The sequence below is a fragment of the Streptomyces sp. NPDC007346 genome, from assembly GCF_040703535.1.
Taxonomy (GTDB): Bacteria; Actinomycetota; Actinomycetes; order Streptomycetales; family Streptomycetaceae; genus Streptomyces.
Window position 1 is genome coordinate 37,996 of the sequence record NZ_JBEYKR010000025.1, and the last position, 18,723, is coordinate 56,718.

Consider the following 18,723-nt stretch of genomic DNA (forward strand, 5'->3'; position numbering starts at 1 on the left):
GTCAGCTACCGGGCCGGTCGGCCGGCCCGCGATGCGCCCCGGCCCTCGGCCGGGGCGGACCGTCAGAGCCAGCTGAGCTCCCACAGGCGCCAGAAGCCGGTGCCGTCGGAGAGGTACTGGGAGCCGGCGACGCCCGTCTTGGCGACGACGTAGTCCTTCTTCTGCCACAGCGGCAGCAGCGGCACGTCCTCGCCGACCAGCTTCTGCATCGCCTTGAAGTCGTTGGAGGTCCGGCCGCGGTCGCTGAACTGCTGCGTCGCGGTGATCAGCTTGTCCATCTTCTTGCTGGAGTAGCCGCTGTGCAGGACGTTGCCGGTGCCGACGAGCGGCTGGCTGAAGGTGTCGGGGTCCGGGAAGTCGGGGAACCAGCCGACGGTGTACATGTCGTACTCGGCGGCCGCGTACCCCTTCTGGTACCTCGTCCACTCCACGGCCTTGACCGAGACCTTGAAGAGCCCGTCCTTCTCCATCTGGCGCCGCAGCTCGGCGGTCTCCTTGGTGTACATGTCGCCCTCGCGGTAGGCGAAGTTGACGGCCACCGGAGTCTCGACGCCGGCCTCCTCCAGCAGCTGCGCGGCGCGCTTCGGGTCGGACGAGGGGTAGGCGTCGAAGAAGGGGGTGCTGTGCCCGATGTAGCCGGTGGGGATCAGCGAGTACAGCGGGTCGACCGTGCCCTGGTAGACCTTGCTGACCAGCGGCCCCCGGTCGAGGATCGCGGCGACGGCCTGACGGATCTTCTTGTCGGCGAACGGGGAGCCGTCACGGACGTTGAAGATCAGGTTGCGGATCTCGGCACTGGCCGCCTCGGTCACCCGCACGTCCGGGTCGCCCGTGTCCAGCTCGGCGAGCTTCGCGGACGGCAGCTGGCGGTGGGCGACGTCCACCTCGCCGCCGTCCCAGGCGGCCAGCAGGTCCTCGGACGTCTTGAAGTAGCGGATCGTGACGGCCTCACCGATCTTCTTGAGCGCGCCCTTGTACTTCAGGTTCGGCACCAGCACGGCGCGGTTGCCCGACTCGTACGACTTGAGGACGTACGGGCCTGAGCCGTCGATCTGGCTGCCCTTGCGGAGCTCGTTCTCCGGGTACTTGGTCGAGTCGACGATCGCCGCGGCGCCGGTGGCGAGCTTCTGCGGGAAGGTGGCGTCCTTGCCGGAGAGGTTGAACGTGATCGTGCGGCCCTCGGTCGTCACCGTGTCGAGCGTGGGGAAGAGACCCGAGGGGCCGACGTCCGACTTGATCGTGAAGATCCGGTCGAAGGAGTGCTTGACGTCCTCGGCGGTGATCTTCCGGCCGTTGGAGAAGGTCAGGTCGTCGCGGAGCTTGCACTGGTACGTCTGGAGCTTCTGCCCGACGAACCCGCAGCTCTCCGCCGCGTCCGGCTCCGGCACGATGGCGCCGGGCTTGAAGGTCATCAGCGACTGGTAGATGTTGCTGTAGATCGCCCAGGAACCCGCGTCGTACGCACCGGCCGGGTCCAGGGAGGTCACGACGTCCGACGTCCCGACGGTGATCGCGTCGGTCTTCGCCTCCCCCGACGGGAGCAGTTGCCAGGCGCCGACGCCTGCGATGACCAAAACCGCGAGTATCGCGAGAATCCGTACCCGGACCGACCGCATTGCCGTGCTCTCCCTTACCAGCCCCACCACGGCGGGCCGCGCTCAGACACGCACACCGCCGCACGTTCGCGCTTACCCAATCACACGATTTTCACATCTGGAAGAGTAAATGGGGCACTCACAGCCTTTTGTTGGACACGCTCGACGCAGCGTGTCCGAAAAGGACGTTTCTCGCCTCCCACCTGCAATTTTCCGTAGCTGACGGTGACGTTACGGTGCGGTTTTGGCGAAAGTCGCATGATCGCAACCGCAACGCATCCGGAGGCGGGGAGGCGGCTTTCTAGGCCTGGCGCGAGGCGAGTTCGACGACGGTGATGTCGGCCGGGGCGCCGACCCGTACCGGCGGCCCCCAGGCGCCCGCCCCGCGCGAGACGAACAGCTGCGTGTCGCCGTACCGTTCGAGCCCGGCCACGGTCGGATTGGCCAGCTCGGCGAGGTAGTTCCCCGGCCAGAGCTGTCCGCCGTGGGTGTGGCCGGAGAGCTGGAGGTCGACGCCGTGCTCGACGGCGTCGTGGATGACGACGGGCTGGTGCGCGAGGAGGACGGAGGCCCGGGAGCGGTCCCGGTCGCCGAGCGCGCGGACGAAGTCGGGGCCCTGGCCCTCGGTCTGACCCGCCACGTCGTTGACCCCGGCGAGGTCGAAGCCGCCGATCTCCACCCGGGCGTTCTCCAGCGGGATCAGCCCCAGTTCGCGGACGTGGTTCACCCACTGCTCGGCGCCGGAGAAGTATTCGTGGTTGCCGGTGACGAAGAAGCTGCCGTGCGGTGCCCGCAACCCCGCCAGCGGTTCGGCGGCGGAGCCGAGGTCGGCCACCGAGCCGTCGACGAGGTCGCCGACGACGGCGACCAGGTCGGGCGAGGTGGAGTTGATCGTGTCGACGATGCGCCGGGTGTGGGCACGGCCGAGGATCGGGCCGATGTGGATGTCGCTGACGACGGCGATCCGGAAGCCGTGGGCCGCGCGGGGCAGCTTGGCGAGCGGCACGGTGACGCGCTTGACGGTCGGTCCGCGCAGCACGCCGTAGGTCCCGTACCCGACGGTGGCGAGCCCGGCGGCGGCAGCGGCGCCCCCGACGACCCGGGAGACGAAGAGCCGCCGGGAGGGGAGGGCGGGTGCTGCGGTGGCCGGCGATTCCGGTCGCGGTTCCGGCTCCACCGACGCGTCCGGTCGCGGTTCCGGTTCCACCGGTGTGGCGGGTTCCGTTCCTGCCGCCGCTTCCGGTTCCGGTTCGGTGACCGGGGAGGCCGAGGCCCCCTGGCCGGCCTGGGTGGACGGGGAGGCCAGGCCCGCCGGGACGAGTTCCTCCGTACGGGGGCGGGTTCCGCTCGCGGTCGCGGCCACGGTTCCGTCCACCGCCGATACGGAGGTTCCGGTTCCGGCGGCGCTCCGGGCGGCGGCCGCCGCGTCGCGCCGGGCGAGCACCCGGCCGAGGACCGGGCGGACGACCTCGCCCACCAGCAGGGCCAGCGTCAGATACAGCAGGGCGGCCAGCCACAGGAACCCCGGCCAGGCGAGCACCTGCTGGAGCCAGAAGGGCGCGCCGATCCGGCCGGAACTCATGGCGCCGACGCTCAGCAGAGGCAGCACGAAGGCGGCGACGGTGCCCACCTTGCGCATCCTGCTGCCCGGTGCCGTCGTGTCACCGACGAACCGGCGCCACACATAGCGGTGCACGCTCGCCAGGAGCGCCAGCACCACGAGTGCCACCAGGACGAAGACCACTGCTGCCATCCGCGCTTCCCTACGTTCCTGTCGTCATGCGCGCTCGTTGCGCAAAGCCCGGACACCACGGAACCCGATCGCGCCGACCGCCGTCCCCAGAGACAAGGACGTGATGGCGAGCAGCAGGTGCACCCAGAAGTACCCGGTCGGCTCACCCGCGTCGTCGAACGCGAGCCCGCTGCCGTCCTGCCACAGGTTCTTGACGAAAGTGATCCAGATGAACCAGCTCCACACCCCGAAGACGAGCAGGAACCAGGAGACGGGGCGGCTGAGCTTCATGGATCCAGTATCGCCGCCCCCCTCCGGGCCCCTCGCCCGGGGTGGCGTCCGAAAGGGGCAGTCCCGGCCACCCCTTCGGCGGGTCAGCCGGTCCGGGTCCCCATCCACATCTTCGCCCTGTACGTTTTCGACCGTGCCCGCTCTGAAAAAGATCGCTTCGACGGTCGCCTCCGCCGCCGTGCTGTCCAGTCTTGTCCTCACCCCCGCGTGGGCGGCCGACAAGGACAAGGAGAAGGACAAGCAACCGCAGCCGAACCACGTGATGTCCAGCATCGGTGGGGAGCAGCTCTCCAAGGTCGGCACCCAGGTCAACCTCGGCCCGGGTGCCCCGGTGCTGCCCAAGGGGCTGACCGGCCGTTCGTGGGTCGTCGCGGACGCGGAGAACGGGCAGGTGCTGGCGGCGCACAACGCCCACTGGCGGCTGCCGCCCGCCTCCACCCTCAAGATGCTGTTCGCGGACACGGTCCTGCCCGCGCTCCAGCCCACCACCCTGACCCACACGGTGAAGGACAGCGACCTGGCGGGGGTCGGTGAGGGCAGCAGCCTGGTGGGCGTCAAGGAGGACCACACGTACACGGTCCACGACCTGTGGCTCGGGGTCTTCCTCCGGTCGGGCAACGACGCGGTGCACGTGCTGTCGGAGATGAACGGAGGGGTCGCCGAGACCGTGACGGCGATGCAGAAGCACGCCGAGGAGCTCCAGGCGCTGGACACGACGGTGGTCTCACCGGACGGGTACGACGCGCCGGGCCAGGTCTCCAGCGCCTACGACCTGACGCTGATCGCCCGCAGCGGCATGCAGAAGAAGGACTTCCGCGAGTACGCGGCGACGGCCTCCGCCGACTTCCCCGGCGAGAAGAAGAAGGGCAAGAAGCGCGAGACCTTCGAGATCCAGAACACCAACCGGCTGATCACCGGGGACAACGGCGTCGAGCCGTACAAGGGCATCGCGGGCGTCAAGAACGGCTACACCACCCACGCGGGCAACACCTTCACCGGGGTCGCCGAGCGCGACGGCCGGGTGCTGCTGGTCACCGTCATGAACCCGTCGGCGGACGAGAGCCACGCCGTCTACAAGGAGGCCGCCGACCTGCTCGACTGGGGCTTCGCCGCGAGCGGCAAGGTGCGGCCGGTCGGTGAGCTGGTGCCGCCGAAGTCCGTGGACACCGGCACCGGCGACATCTCCGGCGGCAAGGGCGCGCAGCCGGCCTCCGGGGCGGACCAGGGCACCGGGGGCCAGGCCAAGGCCGCCCACGCGGCGGCGGCCGGACAGGCGTCCGGCGGGGTCGGTGTCGCGCTGGCGATCGTCGGTGGCGTACTGGTGGCCCTGGCCGCCGCGGTGTTCCTGGTGAACCGCCGCTGGCCGCTGGGCGGCCGGGGCCGCCAGGCGCCGCAGGACTGATTCAGGAGGCCCGGGTGCCGACGCGGGAGGGCTCGGGCTCCATGACTCAGGAGGCCCGGGTGGAGCCGCCGGTCTCGGTGGCCTCCGGCTCCCCGGCCTGCACGGCCTTCCCGGCTTCCTTGTCGTCCTCCCTCTCGACGTCCTCGTCGTCCTCCTCCTTTGACCGCGTCGCGGTCCAGGCGGCGCAGAACAGCAGCAGCTTGGCGGAGAAGTTGATCCACAGGAGCAGCGCGATCGGCACACCGAACGCGCCGTACATGCTCTTGCCCGCGACCCCCTTGATGTAGCTGCCGAGCAGCAGCTTGAGCAGTTCGAAGCCGACCGCTCCGATCAGGGCCGCGACCACCAGGCGGCGCCGCGGCGGCTCCGTACCGGGCAGCAGCGACAGCAGATAGAGCATCAGCAGGAAGTCGGCGAGGACCGCCACCACCAGGGCCGCCAGCTGGAGCAGGATGCCGCCCACCCCGCCCTGGGAGATGCCGAGTTGGTCGGCGGTCCAGCCGATGGCGGTCGTCCCGACGGTGGAGACCGCCAGGGTGGCGAGCGCCGCTCCGCCGAGACCGACCAGGAGCACGGCGTCCTTGAGCTTGGCGACGACCGGATTGGCCTCCTGCACGTCGTCCAGCTCCCAGACCGCGCGCAGGCACTCCCGCATCGAGCCGATCCAGCCGACACCCGTGAAGAGCAGCAGCACACCGGCCACCAGACCGACCGTGCCCGCGTTGGCCACCAGGTTGTCGATGCCCAGCTGGTCGGAGATCCCCGGCACCTGGTCGGCGATCTTCTCCTGGATGGTGTCGAGCTGTCGGTCGCTCAGCAGCGCGGCCGCGACCGCCGCGCCGACCGCGATCAGCGGGAAGAGCGCCAGGAAGCTGATGAAGGTGATCGCGGCGGCGAGCCTGGCCCAGTGGACCCGGTCCAGCCGCTCGTAGGAGCGCCAGGCGTGTGTCTCCATCAGCCGGGAGACGAGCGGCCCGACGACGGGGAGTTTCTTGAGCCAGTCCATGAACCTACGCGTACCCTCCCGGGCCCCGAAAACCTGCGGACCGCACCGAGGACTCTTCCGGACGCGTCCGAAAGAGCGAGGCCCCGCCCCCGTGGCACCCGCTCCATCACCCATTCCGGTGAGGGATGTAACAAAGGAGACGAATAGGTTTTCCCGGACGATACGCCCGGGGCTACGGTCACGGGCATGTCCGTCGACACGGTGTCCTTGTCCGGCTGGGGCCGCACCGCCCCGACCACCGCCGTACGGTTTCGCCCGCGCACGTACGAGGAAGCGGCCGCCGTGGTCCGGGGCCGCGGGCCCCGGGGCGCCATCGCCCGCGGGCTCGGGCGCGCGCCCGGTGACGCGGCGCAGAACGCGGGCGGCTCGGTGCTCGACATGACGGGCCTGGACCGCGTCCGCGCGCTGGACGAGGGGGCGGGGACGGTCCGCTGCGACGCGGGGGTGAGCCTGGAGCGGCTGCTGCGCGTCGTGCTGCCGCGCGGCCTGTTTCCGCCGGTCGTCCCCGGGAGCGGACGGATCACCGTGGGCGGCGCGATCGGCTCCGACGTGCACGGCCGCGACCACCCGGGCGCCGGTTCGCTCGCCCGGCACATCAGCGAGCTGTGCCTCCTCACCGCCGACGGCGAGGTGCGTACGGTGACGCCCGGCACCGCCCTCTTCGACGCGACCACCGGCGGCCTGGGGCTGACCGGGGTGATCCTCTCCGCCACGCTCCGCCTGAAGCGCGTGGCCACCCCGCTGATCGCCGTCTCCACCGAGCGGGCCACGGACCTGGACGACCTGCTGGCCCGCCTCACGGCCGTCGGCGGCCGGCGTGCGGGCCGGGTGCCGTACGCCTCCGCCTGGGTCGACCTGTCCGCCCGGGGCCGGGCGACCGGGCGCGGTGTCCTCACCTGGGGGGAGCATGCGCCCCTCTCCGTGCTACCGGCGCACGCCCGGCGCACAGCTGCTCACCGGCAGCGCGAACCATGGACCGCCGCCCTGTCGGCCCTGTCGGCCCTCTCCGGCGGGCTGCTGGGCCCGGCCGCCACCGCCCTCCTCGACGAGGTCCGCTACCGGAGTGCGCCCCGCGCGCGGAGCGGTGAGCTACGGACGGCCGCCGCCTTCTTCCACCCGCTGGACGCCGCCCCCGCGTGGGACCGGCCGCGGGGCCGGGCCGGGCTCGTGCGCTATCGGTTCACGGTCGGGTACGGGCAGGAGGAGACGCTGAGCCGGGTGGTTCGGCGGCTCTCGGCGCGGCGCTGCCCCGCGCTCGGGGCCGAGCTCCAGCTCCTCGGCGCCCCGTCACCGGGGTGGCTGTCGTTCCCCGCGCCCGGCTGGGCGCTCACCGTCGGCCTGCCCGCCGCGCTGCCCGGTCTCGGCCGCTTCCTGGACGGGCTCGACGAGGAGGTGGCGGCGGCCGGGGGCCGGGTCTGCCTGGCGCAGGACGCCCGGATGCGCCCGGAGACGGCGGCCGCGATGTACCCGCGCCTCGCGGAGTTCCGGGAGCTGCGGGCGGAGCTGGACCCGACGGGGGCGTTCCGCTCGGACCTGGCCCGCCGGCTCGGTCTGTGACCCGTCCGGCCCGCCCACTCCGTCCGGCCCCGCCCACCCCGTCCGGCTAGTCCGGCCCGTCAACCCCATCCGGCCCGTCCACCCCGTCCGGCCCGCCCTGCCCGTCCGGCCCGCCCTGCCCCTGTACGTACGTAAGTTCCCCCTGAACAGGAGTGTTCCGTGAAGGACGCCTTCGGTGCCCCGCAGTCCCTGCTCGTCCTCGGCGGCACCTCCGAGATCGCCCTGGCCACCGCGCGCCGCCTGACCGCCCTGCGCACCCGCCGCGTCCGGCTGGCCGGCCGCCCCTCCCCCGCCCTGGAAGCGGCCGCCGTCGAGCTGCGCGACCGGGGCGCCGACGTCCGTACGGTCGCCTTCGACGCGCTGGACACGGCCACGCACGAGGAGGTGCTCGGGAAGGTCTTCGCGGAGGGCGACATCGACGTGGTGCTGATGGCGTTCGGGATCACCGGGGACCAGGCACGCGACGAGGAGGAGCCGTCGGCGGCGGTCCAGGTCGCCCAGACCAACTACACGGGGGCGGTCTCCGCCGGGCTGGTGTGCGCCGGCGCACTCCAGGCGCAGGGGCACGGTTCGCTGGTGGTGCTGTCCTCGGTGGCCGGGGAACGCGCCCGGCGGGCCGACTTCATCTACGGCTCCAGCAAGGCGGGGCTCGACGCCTTCGCCCAGGGGCTCGGGGACGCGCTCCAGGGCACCGGCGTACAGGTGCTGGTCGTGCGCCCCGGAACCGTACGGACACGGGCGATGACCGGGCAGCCGGAGCCGCCGCTCTCCACCACCCCGGAGGCGGTCGCCGGGGCGATCGTGACGGGGCTGCGGCGGCGCTCGGAGACGGTGTGGGTGCCCGGTTCGCTCCGGGTGGTGATGTCGGCGCTGCGGCACGTGCCGCGCCCGCTGTTCCGGCGGCTGCCGGTGTGAGGGCCGGGAGGACGCGGCGGGTGGTTCAGGGGCGCAGCGACGGCGCGTCGACCGAGTAACCGCTCTGGGCCGGGACGGCGGGCGCACCGCCCCCGGCCCCGAACGGGAAGTCCCGGATCTTGCGCCAGACGGCGTCCGCGCCCTGCTCGTAGAGCGCGAAGGAGCCGCAGGTCCAGGCCGCCTCGTACTCGGCGAGCTCCGCGTAGGCCCGGTCCATCGCCTCTTCGGAGATGCCGTGCGCCACGGTGACGTGCGGGTGGTAGGGGAACTGGAGCTCGCGCACCAGCGGCCCCGAGGCGTCCCGGACCCGCTTCTGGAGCCAGGAGCAGGCCGAGGCGCCCTCGACCACCTGGACGAAGACCACCGGGGAGAGCGGCCGGAACGTGCCGGTCCCGGAGAGCCGCATCGGGAAGGGGCGGCCGGCCGTGGCGATCCGGTCGAGGTGCGCCTCGATCGCCGGCAGGTCGGCCGCCTCCGCCTCGGTCGGCGGCATGAGGGTGACGTGGGTGGGAATGCCGTACGCGGCGGGATCCCCGAAGCTCGCGCGCCGCTCCTGGAGCAGGCTGCCGTAGGGCTCCGGGACCGCGATCGAAACGCCGAGCGTTACGGTCCCCACGTCGTTCTCCTCCATCGTCGATGGTCGATTTCCGGCCTTGCGCCGCGACCCGCCGCCGCAAGTGTGGCCCCTTCGGCCCTGATCTCGCCAGGGCCCTTGGACTCAGTGCTTGGCGGGCAGGAAGCCCATCCGGTCGTACGTCTGCGCCAGGGTCTCGGCGGCGACGGCCCTGGCCTTCTCCGCGCCCTTGGCCAGAAGGGAGTCCAGCGTCTCCGGGTCGTCCAGATATTCCTGGGTGCGGGCCCGGAAGGGGGTGACGAATTCCACCATGGCCTCGGCCAGGTCGGTCTTCAGCGCACCGTAGCCCTTGCCCTCGTACTTCCGTTCCAGGTCCTCGACGGGGCTGCCGGAGAGGGTGGAGAGGATCGTGAGCAGGTTGCTGACGCCCGGCTTCTTCTCCTCGTCGAAGCGGATCACCGTGTCGGTGTCGGTGACCGCGCTCCTGACCTTCTTCGCCGTGGCCTTCGGGTCGTCGAGGAGGTTGATGAGGCCCTTCGGCGTGGAGGCCGACTTACTCATCTTGACCGCCGGGTCCTGGAGGTCGTAGATCTTCGCCGTCTCCTTGAGGATGTACGGCGCCGGGACGGTGAACGTCTGCCCGAACCGGCCGTTGAACCGCTCCGCGAGGTCGCGGGTCAGCTCGATGTGCTGGCGCTGGTCCTCGCCCACCGGGACCTGGTTGGCCTGGTAGAGCAGGATGTCGGCGACCTGGAGGACGGGGTAGGTGAAGAGGCCTACGGTGGCGCGGTCGGCGCCCTGCTTGGCGGACTTGTCCTTGAACTGCGTCATCCGGGAGGCCTCGCCGAAGCCGGTGAGGCAGTTCATCACCCAGCCGAGCTGGGCGTGCTCGGGCACATGGCTCTGGACGAAGAGCGTGCACCGCTCCGGGTCCAGGCCGGCCGCGAGCAGCTGCGCCGCGGCGAGCCGGGTGTTGGCCCGCAGCTGGGCGGGGTCCTGCGGCACCGTGATCGCGTGCAGGTCCACGACCATGTAGAAGGCGTCGTGGGTCTCCTGCAGCGCCACCCACTGGCGCACCGCGCCGAGGTAGTTGCCGAGGTGGAACGAGCCGGCGGTGGGCTGGATCCCGGAGAGCACGCGCGGACGGGCGGGCACGCCGGTGCTGCCCGTCTGCGGCTGGTCGGTGGAGAGCGCGGGGCGATCAGAGGCCATGGGCCCATTGTCTCAGGTGCGGGGGCGATCTCCGGCAGCCGGTGCGGGGCGCAGCGGGGGCGCACCCGCTCGGGTACGGGGGCCGCTCACGCCCCAGGAGCGCGCACCTGAGACGAAGCGCACATTCCGGCCGCCGGAGTGCGCGCGGGCGGGCGCGCCGGGAACTGAAGGTTTCCCCGCGCCGGATGCGACCGACGATACAAAGTGGGCACCACCACCGCCCACGCCGCACGACGAACGGAGATCCCGTGTCGACCACGGAAACTGCCATCGCCTCCGCCGAGGCGCACAGCGCGCACAACTACCACCCGTTGCCGGTCGTCGTGGCCTCGGCGGAGGGTGCCTGGATGACCGATGTCGAGGGGCGCCGCTACCTCGATCTGCTCGCCGGGTACTCGGCGCTCAACTTCGGTCACGGCAACCGCCGGCTGATCGACGCGGCCAAGGCCCAGCTGGAGCGGGTGACGCTGACCTCCCGGGCCTTCCACCACGACCGGTTCGCCGACTTCTGTACGCGGCTGGCCGAGCTGTGCTCCATGGAGATGGTGCTGCCGATGAACACCGGGGCGGAGGCCGTGGAGACGGCGGTGAAGACCGCCCGGAAGTGGGGCTACCGGATCAAGGGCGTGCCGGACGGGATGGCGAAGATCATCGTCGCCTCGGACAACTTCCACGGCCGCACGACGACGATCGTCAGCTTCTCCACCGATCCGGAGGCGCGGGCCGACTACGGCCCGTACACCCCGGGGTTCGAGATCGTGCCGTACGGGGATCTCACCGCGCTCCGGGAGGCGATGACGGAGAACACCGTGGCGGTGCTGATCGAGCCGATCCAGGGCGAGGCCGGGGTGCTGGTGCCGCCGGCCGGCTATCTGCCCGGGGTGCGGGAGCTGACCCGGGAGCGGAACGTGCTCTTCATCGCGGACGAGATCCAGTCGGGGCTGGGGCGTACCGGGAAGACCTTCGCGTGCGAGCACGAGGGCGTGGTGCCGGACATGTACCTGCTGGGCAAGGCGCTCGGCGGCGGGGTGGTGCCGGTGTCGGCCGTCGTCTCCTCGGCGGACGTGCTCGGGGTGTTCAGGCCGGGCGAGCACGGCTCCACGTTCGGCGGCAACCCGCTGGCGTGTGCGGTGGCGCTGGAGGTGATCGCGATGCTGCGGACCGGCGAGTACCAGGAGCGCGCCGCCGAGCTGGGCGACCATCTGCACCGGGAGCTGGGGCTGCTGACCGGGGGCGGTGCGGTGGAGGCGGTACGCGGCCGGGGGCTGTGGGCGGGCGTCGACGTCACGCCCGCCCTCGGCACCGGGCGGGAGATCTCCGAGCGGCTGCTGGAGGAGCGGGTGCTGGTGAAGGACACCCACGGCTCGACGATCCGGATCGCCCCGCCGCTGGTGATCTCCAAGGAGGACCTGGACTGGGGTCTGGACCGGCTGCGGACGGTGCTGACCCCTTAGGTCCCGGAGGATGACGTGGGGTCTCAGAGGACGACGCGGGGTCCCGGAGGACGACGTGCGGTCCCGGAGGACGACGTGCGGTCCCAGAGGACGACGTGCGGTCCCAGAGGACGACGTGCGGTCCCAATAGAACGACGCGAAGTCCCAGAGGCCGACGCGAGGCCCCACAGGACGACGCGAGGTCTCAGAGGATGACGTGGGGCAGGAAGCGGGCGTACTCGTCCGTGACCGGCCCCGCCGATTCCCGGATGCCGAGCCCGGCCGCCTCGTCCTCCACCACCCACGCCCCGAGCACCACCCGGTTGCCGTCGACGTCGGGCAGCGGTGCCAGCTCCTGGTAGCAGCACGGCTCCTCGCGCGGGACCGCCGGGGAGCCGGGGCCGTGGAGGTCGACCCCGGCGCCCTCGCGGCCGAGCAGCGGCTTGGAGACGTACCCCGCCCCGCCGGGCCCGGCCAGCTCGCGGGGGCCGTCGAGATAGGCGGGCAGCAGGTTGGGGTGGCCCGGGTACAGCTCCCACAGGATCGCCAGCAGCGCCTTGTTGGAGAGCAGCATCTTCCAGGCGGGCTCGATCCAGCAGGTGGTGCCGGAGCCGCCGCCGTTGTCGAGGGTGTCCAGCACCTGCGGCCCGAAGCGGTCCGTGGTCAGCCACTCCCACGGGTAGAGCTTGAAGCAGCTGCGGATGAAGCGGAGCCGGTCGTCGACGAACCGGCCGCTCAGCCGGTCCCAGCCGATCTCCTCCACGGACAGGGCCTCGGTCTCGATCCCGGCCTGCTGGGCGGTCTCGCGCAGATACGCGACCGTCATCAGGTCCTCGCCGGCCTCGTCGCCCTCCGAGTGCGCGAAGTGCAGCGGGCCCGGCGGCAGCAGGGGCGCCTGCCGCCTCCAGGCGTCCACCAGCCGTTCGTGCAGGGAGTTCCACTGGTCGGCGCCGGGGAACCGTTCCTCCATCCAGAACCACTGCGCGCCGGCGGCCTCGACCAGCGAGGTCGGGGTGTCGGCGTTGTACTCCAGCATCACCGCCGGGCCGCTGCCGTCGTACCGCAGGTCGAACCGCCCGTAGACGGACGGCAGTTCGGCGCGGCGGTGCCAGGAGTCGGCGACCAGAGCGGCCAGTCGCGGGTCGGTGATCCCGAGATCGGCGAAACGATCCTTCGCCACGATGTGCGCGGCGGCGGCCAGGCTCATCGTGTGCAGCTCCTCGACGGTCTCCTCCAGCGCCTCGACCTCGGGCAGGGAGAAGACGTAGTAGGCGCTCTCGTCCCAGTACGGGCGCAGGGACCCGTCCGGGTAGCGGGTGAGCGGGTAGACCAGCCCCTGCGACTCGACGGTCTCCTGCCAGCCGGGGCGCGGTTCGACGGTGCGGCGCTCCATCGGCTCAGCCCCCGCCGGACTTGGTGCAGCCGAAGCCGCCCCGGTCGACCGCCGACTTGTCGAAGCTGCCGCCCTGGACCTTGCCGTCGTAGCTGCTGGTGCTGCCGCCGTAGTAGTACGAGCCCCGGCCTCCGCCGGAGCCGCCGCCGCCCGTGGATCCGCCCCCGCCGCCGCCCCGGCACTCGTAACTGGGCAGGGCCTCGCGGGTCGACCGGTCGGCGCAGCGCCGGTCCGGTTCCGATCCGCAGGATGTGATCGCCAGGGCGAGCAGCCCCATACCGCCGAGCACGACCGTGCTCGACCTCAGCCTCCGATGGGCCATGTTCAGTTCTCCCCCGTGCGTCGTGCGCCATGCGTCGTACCCGTCCGGCGCCTCTCACCTCTCGTCCCGCCACCGGACTGGTTGTCAGAATAGGTGTACGGTACGCCGGTTCGGAAGCCGGAGGGTGGGACCGCGCTCGCCGCGCCCCACGCGGTCACGGCGCCCGTCGCGGCCCGCCGGCTCACGCGGAAGTGCCGGACACCTCCTGGGGCAGCACCCGGCACAGCGCGTCCAGCGCGCCCGTCCAGGCGCTCTCCGACGGGGAGCCGTAGCCGATCACCAGCGCGTCGCGCCCGGCCGGGGCGTCGGGGTGCCGGTAGTTCGCCAGGCCCTCCAGCGCCAGGCCCTGCATGGCCGCCGCCTGGACCACCGCGCGCTCGGTGCCCGCGGGGAGTTCGAGGACCGCGTGCAGCCCGGCCGCGATGCCGCTGACCTCGATGCCCGGCACGCGGTCGGCGAGCGCCGCGACGAGCTGGTCGCGGCGGCGCCGGTAGCGCAGCCGCATGGAGCGCACATGCCGGTCGTACGCCCCCGAGGCGATGAACTCCGCGAGCGTCAGCTGGTCGATGGTGCCGGACATCCGGTCGAACGCGCCCTTCGCCGCCACGACCTCCGCCACCAGGCCCCGGGGCAGCACCATCCAGCCCAGGCGCAGGCCGGGGGCGAGCGACTTGGAGGCGGTGCCGAGGTAGACGACCCGTTCGGGGTCGAGTCCCTGCAACGCCCCGACGGGCTGCCGGTCGTAGCGGAACTCCCCGTCGTAGTCGTCCTCCAGGATCAGCCCCCCGCCGGCCCGCGCCCAGTCGACGGCGGCGGCCCGCCGGTCCGGGTGGAGCGGTACGCCGGTGGGGAACTGGTGCGCCGGGGTCAGCAGGACCGCCCCCGTACCGCGCATCGCGGCCAGCTCCCCGGTCCGCGAACCCAGGTGGTCCAGCTCCAGGCGGGGGGTGGCGAGCCCGGCGCCGGCGATGAGGCCGCGGTGCAGGCCGAGCCCGTACGACTCGACGGCGACGTCCCGCGTCCGGCGCCGGTGGAGGACCGTGCCCAGCAGCGTCAGCCCGTGGACGAAGCCGGAGCAGATCACGATGCGCTCCGGGTCGGCGTGGACCCCCCGGGCGCGGGCCAGGTACTCGGCCAGCACCGTGCGCAGTTCGCGGCGCCCGCGCGGGTCGCCGTAGTCGAACGCCTCGTCGGGCGCCGCGACGAGCGCCTTGCGGGCCGCCCGGAGCCAGGCGGTGCGCGGGAAGGAGGACACGTCCGGGGAGCCCGGTTTCAGGTTGTGGCCGGTCCGGGGCCGGGCCTGCCGGGTGCGGGCCGCCACCGGGTCGGCCCGGCGCGGTGCGGCCCGCTGCGCGACCCGGGTCCCGGAGCCCTGGCGGGCGGTGAGCCAGCCCTCGGCGACGAGTTCGGCGTAGGCGTCGGCGACCGTGTTGCGGGCGATGCCCAGGTCGGCGGCGAGCGCCCGGGAGGACGGCAGCCGGGTGCCGGGGGCCAGCCGCCCGCTGCGCACCGCCTCCCGCAGGGCCTCCATCAGCCCGCTGCGCAGCCCCGCACCGACGGGTTCGAGGTGCAGGTCGGCGCCGAAAGTGGCCCAGGAATCCGTCATGGAAATGGACCATACCGGGGAGCCACCGGGCCCGTAGCGTCGATGCCGTGACAACAACCGCGCACCACACCCACACGGACACTCCGTACGCCCCCGAGCACTCCGCCCGCCTGCCCTGGACCGAGCTGGTCCCCGAGGTCTTCCAGGCGATGATCCGCCTCGACGCCGCCTCGCGCAAAGGGCTCGACCCGCTGCTGCTGGAGCTGGTGAAGGTCCGGGCCTCGCAGCTCAACAAGTGCGCGCTCTGCCTGGACATGCACTCCAAGGACGCCCTCGCGGCGGGCGAGAGCGTCGAGCGGATCATCCAGCTGAGCGCCTGGGAGGAGTCGCGCCACTTCTACACGGAGAAGGAGATCGCGGCGATCGAGCTGACGGAGGCCGTCACCGTCCTGACCGACGGATTCGTCCCGGACGACGTCTACGCGCGGGCCGCCGAACACTTCGAGGAGGCCGAACTGGCCCGGCTGATCGCCGCGATCACGGTGATCAACGCCTGGAACCGCTTCGGGGTCGCCACCCGGCAGGTCCCCGGCCACTACACACCCGGCGACATCAAGCACTGACCGCCGCCCCCGCCCCCGAGGAGAACCCCATGGCCGGCCCCGTCTCCGTCTTCCGCGCCCTGCACCACGGCCGCGCCGCCGACGACCCGCTGGTACTGCCGGGGCCGTGGGACGCGGCGAGCGCGCGGGCGCTGGAGGAGGCCGGGTTCCCGGCGCTGGCGACCCCGAGCGCGGGCGTCGCCGCCTCGCTCGGCCACGAGGACGGGCGGACCCCGGCGGACGAGATGTTCGCCGCCGTGGCCCGGATCGTCCGCGCGGTCTCCGTACCCGTGTCGGCGGACATCGAGGCCGGTTACGGGCTGGAGCCGAAGGAGCTGGTGGAACGGCTCCTGGAGGCGGGGGCCGTCGGCTGCAACCTGGAGGACTCGGTGGACGGCGTCCTGCTGGACCCGGGCCACCAGGCCGACCGGCCGGCCGCCTTCCGCCAGGCGGCGGGCGACCGCCTCTTCCTCAACGCCCGTACCGACACCTATCTCCGCGAGGCACCCGCCGGTACGGACCGTACGGCGGACGCGCTCGACCGGGCCCGGCGCTACGCGGCGGCGGGCGCCGACGGCGTGTACCCGATCGCCGCCCCGCCCGAGGACCTGCCCGCACTGGCCGCCGCCGTGCCCGTGCCGGTCAACGCCTTCGGTACGCCGGACGCCCCGGCCGTCCGCCGGCTGGGCGAACTGGGCGCGGCCCGCATCACGTTCGGCCCCGGCCTCCAGCGACTGGCGGTGGCGGCGGCGCGGGAGGCGGCGCGGCGGCTGCGGTAGGCCGCACGGGCCCCGGACGCCGAGCGCCCCCGGCAGCGTGTGCTGCCAGGGGCGTCCGGTGTGGTGCGGGTGCGGGCCGGATCAGATCAGGCCGAGCTCGCGGACCGCGTCGCGCTCCTCGGTCAGCTCCTTGACCGACGCGTCGATGCGCGTACGGGAGAACTCGTTGATGTCCAGGCCCTGGACGATCTCGTAGACACCGTTCTTCGTGGTGACCGGGAACGAGGAGATGATGCCCTCGGGGACGCCGTAGGAGCCGTCCGACGGGATGCCCATCGAGGTCCAGTCGCCCTCGGCGGTGCCGTTGACCCAGGTGTGCACGTGGTCGATGGCGGCGTTGGCGGCCGAGGCGGCCGAGGACGCGCCACGGGCCTCGATGATCGCGGCGCCGCGCTTGGCGACGGTCGGGATGAAGGTGTCGGCGAGCCACACCTCGTCGTCGACGGTCTCGGCGGCGTTCTTGCCGGCGATCTCCGCGTGGAAGATGTCGGGGTACTGGGTGGCCGAGTGGTTGCCCCAGATCGTCAGCTTCTTGATGTCGGAGACGGCGGCGCCGGTCTTGGCGGCCAGCTGCGAGATCGCGCGGTTGTGGTCCAGGCGGGTCATCGCGGTGAAGCGCTCGGCCGGTACGTCCGGGGCGGCGGCCTGCGCGATGAGCGCGTTGGTGTTGGCCGGGTTGCCGACGACGAGGACCTTGATGTCGTCCGCGGCGTTGTCGTTGATCGCCTTGCCCTGCGGCTTGAAGATGCCGCCGTTGGCGGCGAGCAGGTCGCCGCGCTCCATGCCCTTGGTACGGGGGCGGGCGCCGACGAGCAGGGCCACGTTCGCACCGGCGAAGCCGACGTTCGGGTCGTCGGTGATCTCGATCCCGCGCAGCAGCGGGAAGGCGCAGTCGTCGAGCTCCATCGCGGTGCCCTCGGCGGCCTTGAGGCCCTGCGGGATCTCCAGGAGGCGCAGGTTGACCGGCACGTCCGGGCCGAGCAGGTGGCCGGAGGCGATGCGGAAGAGCAGCGCGTAGCCGATCTGGCCGGCAGCGCCGGTCACGGTGACATTCACGGGAGTGCGGGTCATGGCGGTCTCCGTTAGACAGCTGGCGGTGGGGGTCCCGGCCCCTGGTGCCGGACCCTGGTGCGGGAGACCCCTTCGCGCCCCGACGCGTCTTCCGACGAATCTTGACGTGAAGAGATATCCGGCGGCCAGGCTATCGGACCCGGCCGGGCCGGGCCGCCCGGCCCCCTGTGGTGGCGCGCACAGCCGGTCACTCACCGCACGCACGGCGCGGTGCGGTTGGGTGCGGTGCGGTGCGCGCCGTTCTGACGGCCTCAGACCGTGCAGGCCTCAGACCGCGCAGGCCTCAGACCGTGCGGGCCTCAGGCCGTGCACCCCTGCGTGCCGGAGGTGAGCGTCGCGCAGGCCTTGGCGTCGGCCGCCTTCTCCACCGCGACCATCGGGGTGTACGCCTCCGTGGCCCCCATGACCTCGCTGTCCTGCCCGTCCGCCTCCGCGCCCCCGGTGATCGTCACGGTGTCGCCGAGGCCCGCCTCGGTGAGCCGGGCCCAGGCGGCGGAGCAGACCTCGCTGTACCGGACCTCGACGCGGGCACCGCCGACCTCGGCGGTGGAGACCGTACGGGCGTAGTCGCCGCCGCACCCCATCGCCTCGGGGTTCTGTCCGGCGCAGTCGGCGCCCCGGCACTCGACGCCGACGGGCAGTTCGGCGGCGGGTTCCTTCGTCGTGGGCGCGGCCGTCGGGGGCGGGGTGGCCTTGGCGGGCTCGTCGCCGCCGGGCGCGAGCATCACGGCGCCGACGATCACGATCAGGGCTCCGGCCGCGCCGACGGCGAGCATGGCCGCCCTGCCGCGGCCGTCGGCGGCCCGGCCCGACACGCCGCCGCCCCGCTTCGCGTCCGCCCGACGTCCGCCCTGCCGCTGCTGCGGGACCGAGGGCCCGGCACCGCGCCGGCCGGGGGCGGAGGGGGTGCGTCCGTCGCCGCCGTGGGCCTCTTCGCCGTACGCGTCGGTCCGGTGGCCGCCGGGGCGGTCGCCGTCCGGGCCACGGTGGCCGGTTCCGTGACCGTCCGGCCCGTAACCCTCGGGCCCGTAACCCTCCGGTCCGTAACCTTCCGGTCCGTAACCCTCCGGCCCGGTCGCCGTGGAGCCGCGCCCGCCGGAACCGGCCACCGTGTGACGGCCGCCGGCGGACCGGCCGGGGCCGCTCCTGCCGCCGCCGCCCGCCGGGTCCGTCGGGCCCAGCGCCTCGCGCGCCTGGGCGAAATGCGGGGTTTCCAGGTGGTCGTTCGGCAGAATGACGATACGCGCCCGGGTGCGCAGTTCGATCTTGGTGATCGAGTTGCGTTTTTCGTTG

17 protein-coding genes are annotated in these 18,723 nt (G+C 72.7%); 6 read left to right on the plus strand and 11 right to left on the minus strand.

The features are described 5' to 3' along the window. Positions 1-62: 62 nt before the first annotated feature. The 3 genes from AB0917_RS10330 to AB0917_RS10340 form a co-directional block, all read right to left on the minus strand. Positions 63-1,616, minus strand: coding sequence for an ABC transporter substrate-binding protein (locus AB0917_RS10330; protein ID WP_366819080.1), 1,554 nt, complete (start codon positions 1,614-1,616; stop codon positions 63-65). A gap of 280 nt (positions 1,617-1,896) precedes the next feature. Beyond that, entirely contained in the window at positions 1,897-3,339 is a 1,443-nt protein-coding gene (locus AB0917_RS10335; RefSeq protein ID WP_366819095.1) for a metallophosphoesterase, read from the minus strand. 33 nt (positions 3,340-3,372) lie between these two features. Beyond that, entirely contained in the window at positions 3,373-3,618 is a 246-nt protein-coding gene (locus AB0917_RS10340) for a hypothetical protein (RefSeq protein WP_366819081.1), read from the minus strand. A gap of 133 nt (positions 3,619-3,751) precedes the next feature. Between AB0917_RS10340 and AB0917_RS10345 the strand changes: the two genes are divergently transcribed. After that, positions 3,752-5,020 carry a D-alanyl-D-alanine carboxypeptidase gene (locus AB0917_RS10345; RefSeq protein ID WP_366819082.1) on the plus strand — a complete coding sequence of 423 codons (1,269 nt, stop codon included), beginning with the start codon at positions 3,752-3,754 and terminating at the stop codon, positions 5,018-5,020. Between the two features lie 46 nt (positions 5,021-5,066). Here AB0917_RS10345 and AB0917_RS10350 read toward each other — a convergent pair whose 3' ends face one another. Beyond that, the gene (locus AB0917_RS10350) at positions 5,067-6,026 is read right to left on the minus strand and encodes a YihY/virulence factor BrkB family protein (RefSeq protein ID WP_366819083.1); all 960 of its coding nucleotides are present in this window, start codon (positions 6,024-6,026) and stop codon (positions 5,067-5,069) included. Positions 6,027-6,212: 186 nt separating this feature from the next. On the opposite strand from AB0917_RS10350, the gene AB0917_RS10355 reads away from it, so the two are divergent. Both AB0917_RS10355 and AB0917_RS10360 read left to right on the plus strand, forming a co-directional pair. After that, on the plus strand, positions 6,213-7,583 hold the full coding sequence (locus AB0917_RS10355; RefSeq protein WP_366819084.1) for an FAD-binding oxidoreductase: 1,371 nt from the start codon (positions 6,213-6,215) through the stop codon (positions 7,581-7,583). A 159-nt stretch (positions 7,584-7,742) separates the two neighbouring features. After that, complete coding sequence (locus tag AB0917_RS10360) at positions 7,743-8,498, plus strand: decaprenylphospho-beta-D-erythro-pentofuranosid-2-ulose 2-reductase (RefSeq protein WP_366819085.1); 756 nt, start codon at positions 7,743-7,745, stop codon at positions 8,496-8,498. A 25-nt stretch (positions 8,499-8,523) separates the two neighbouring features. Here the strand turns inward: AB0917_RS10360 and AB0917_RS10365 are convergent, their stop codons facing one another. After that, the gene (locus tag AB0917_RS10365) at positions 8,524-9,114 is read right to left on the minus strand and encodes a 2'-5' RNA ligase family protein (RefSeq protein WP_366819086.1); all 591 of its coding nucleotides are present in this window, start codon (positions 9,112-9,114) and stop codon (positions 8,524-8,526) included. A gap of 102 nt (positions 9,115-9,216) precedes the next feature. Then, the gene (gene trpS, locus AB0917_RS10370) at positions 9,217-10,209 is read right to left on the minus strand and encodes a tryptophan--tRNA ligase (RefSeq protein ID WP_366819096.1); all 993 of its coding nucleotides are present in this window, start codon (positions 10,207-10,209) and stop codon (positions 9,217-9,219) included. Between the two features lie 323 nt (positions 10,210-10,532). Between trpS and rocD the strand changes: the two genes are divergently transcribed. Then, positions 10,533-11,738, plus strand: a complete 1,206-nt coding sequence (rocD, locus tag AB0917_RS10375; protein WP_366819087.1) for an ornithine--oxo-acid transaminase — start codon at positions 10,533-10,535, stop codon at positions 11,736-11,738. Between the two features lie 184 nt (positions 11,739-11,922). Here the strand turns inward: rocD and AB0917_RS10380 are convergent, their stop codons facing one another. The 3 genes from AB0917_RS10380 to AB0917_RS10390 form a co-directional block, all read right to left on the minus strand. Continuing rightward, a complete protein-coding gene (locus AB0917_RS10380; protein ID WP_366819088.1) occupies positions 11,923-13,110 on the minus strand; it encodes a glutathionylspermidine synthase family protein in 1,188 nt (395 codons plus the stop codon). 4 nt (positions 13,111-13,114) lie between these two features. Further along, the gene (locus AB0917_RS10385) at positions 13,115-13,432 is read right to left on the minus strand and encodes a hypothetical protein (RefSeq protein WP_366819089.1); all 318 of its coding nucleotides are present in this window, start codon (positions 13,430-13,432) and stop codon (positions 13,115-13,117) included. Positions 13,433-13,613: 181 nt separating this feature from the next. Beyond that, positions 13,614-15,038 (minus strand): PLP-dependent aminotransferase family protein, encoded by a 1,425-nt coding sequence (locus AB0917_RS10390; RefSeq protein WP_366819090.1) that lies wholly within the window; start codon positions 15,036-15,038, stop codon positions 13,614-13,616. A 47-nt stretch (positions 15,039-15,085) separates the two neighbouring features. Between AB0917_RS10390 and AB0917_RS10395 the strand changes: the two genes are divergently transcribed. Then, positions 15,086-15,601: a carboxymuconolactone decarboxylase family protein gene (locus tag AB0917_RS10395; RefSeq protein WP_366819091.1), complete on the plus strand. Its 516-nt coding sequence runs from the start codon at positions 15,086-15,088 to the stop codon at positions 15,599-15,601. A 29-nt stretch (positions 15,602-15,630) separates the two neighbouring features. Then, the gene (locus AB0917_RS10400) at positions 15,631-16,359 is read left to right on the plus strand and encodes an isocitrate lyase/phosphoenolpyruvate mutase family protein (RefSeq protein ID WP_366819092.1); all 729 of its coding nucleotides are present in this window, start codon (positions 15,631-15,633) and stop codon (positions 16,357-16,359) included. An 81-nt stretch (positions 16,360-16,440) separates the two neighbouring features. Here the strand turns inward: AB0917_RS10400 and AB0917_RS10405 are convergent, their stop codons facing one another. Both AB0917_RS10405 and AB0917_RS10410 read right to left on the minus strand, forming a co-directional pair. After that, on the minus strand, positions 16,441-17,430 hold the full coding sequence (locus AB0917_RS10405) for a malate dehydrogenase (RefSeq protein ID WP_366819093.1): 990 nt from the start codon (positions 17,428-17,430) through the stop codon (positions 16,441-16,443). Positions 17,431-17,729: 299 nt separating this feature from the next. Continuing rightward, the gene (locus tag AB0917_RS10410) at positions 17,730-18,704 is read right to left on the minus strand and encodes a DUF2690 domain-containing protein (RefSeq protein WP_366819097.1); all 975 of its coding nucleotides are present in this window, start codon (positions 18,702-18,704) and stop codon (positions 17,730-17,732) included. Positions 18,705-18,723: the final 19 nt, after the last annotated feature.

Coding starts and splice junctions, on each gene's coding strand:
- AB0917_RS10390 (WP_366819090.1), bottom strand. CDS start 15,038: ATGACGGATTCCTGGGCCACTTTCGGCGCCGACCTGCACCTCGAACCC.
- AB0917_RS10405 (WP_366819093.1), bottom strand. CDS start 17,430: ATGACCCGCACTCCCGTGAATGTCACCGTGACCGGCGCTGCCGGCCAG.
- AB0917_RS10330 (WP_366819080.1), bottom strand. CDS start 1,616: ATGCGGTCGGTCCGGGTACGGATTCTCGCGATACTCGCGGTTTTGGTC.
- AB0917_RS10350 (WP_366819083.1), bottom strand. CDS start 6,026: ATGGACTGGCTCAAGAAACTCCCCGTCGTCGGGCCGCTCGTCTCCCGG.
- AB0917_RS10400 (WP_366819092.1), top strand. CDS start 15,631: ATGGCCGGCCCCGTCTCCGTCTTCCGCGCCCTGCACCACGGCCGCGCC.
- AB0917_RS10380 (WP_366819088.1), bottom strand. CDS start 13,110: ATGGAGCGCCGCACCGTCGAACCGCGCCCCGGCTGGCAGGAGACCGTC.
- AB0917_RS10340 (WP_366819081.1), bottom strand. CDS start 3,618: ATGAAGCTCAGCCGCCCCGTCTCCTGGTTCCTGCTCGTCTTCGGGGTG.
- AB0917_RS10385 (WP_366819089.1), bottom strand. CDS start 13,432: ATGGCCCATCGGAGGCTGAGGTCGAGCACGGTCGTGCTCGGCGGTATG.
- AB0917_RS10355 (WP_366819084.1), top strand. CDS start 6,213: ATGTCCGTCGACACGGTGTCCTTGTCCGGCTGGGGCCGCACCGCCCCG.